Raw genomic sequence first — 519 nt, forward strand, 5'->3', positions numbered from 1 at the left:
TCTGCATCGCGCGGATGGAGCGCAGCTTGCGCCATCTCAAGGCCTGATCCGCCCCTCGACAACAACCGGGATCCCTGTGGGAGCGAGCTCGCTCGCGATGAACGCCAGCGCAACGCGTTTATTCAGAAAGAACGCGTTATCGTTGACGTCCATCGCGAGCAAGCTCGCTCCTACAAGTCATCTGCATCGCGCGGATGGAGCGCAGCTTGCGCCATCTCAAGGCCTGATCCGCCCCTCGACAACAACCGGGATCCCTGTGGGAGCGAGCTCGCTCGCGATGAACGCCAGCGCAACGCGTTTATTCAGACAGAACGCGTTATCGTTTACGTCCATCGCGAGCAAGCTCGCTCCTACAAGTAATCTGCATCGCGCGGATGGAGCGCAGCTTGCGCCATCTCAAGGCCTGATCCAGCCCCTCGACAACAACCGGGATCCCTGTGGGAGCGAGCTTGCTCGCGATGAACGCCAGCGCAACGCGTTTATTCAGACAGAACGCGTTATCGTTGACGTCCATCGCGA

Annotated in this window: 1 pseudogene; it reads right to left on the reverse strand. The window is 59.9% G+C overall.

The features are described 5' to 3' along the window. Positions 1–316: 316 nt before the first annotated feature. Positions 317–519: pseudogene (locus tag KW838_RS29255) on the reverse strand (hypothetical protein); the annotation flags it as partial.

Source organism: Pseudomonas sp. PDM27 (assembly GCF_019219205.1).
Taxonomy (GTDB): Bacteria; Pseudomonadota; Gammaproteobacteria; order Pseudomonadales; family Pseudomonadaceae; genus Aquipseudomonas; species Aquipseudomonas laurylsulfatiphila.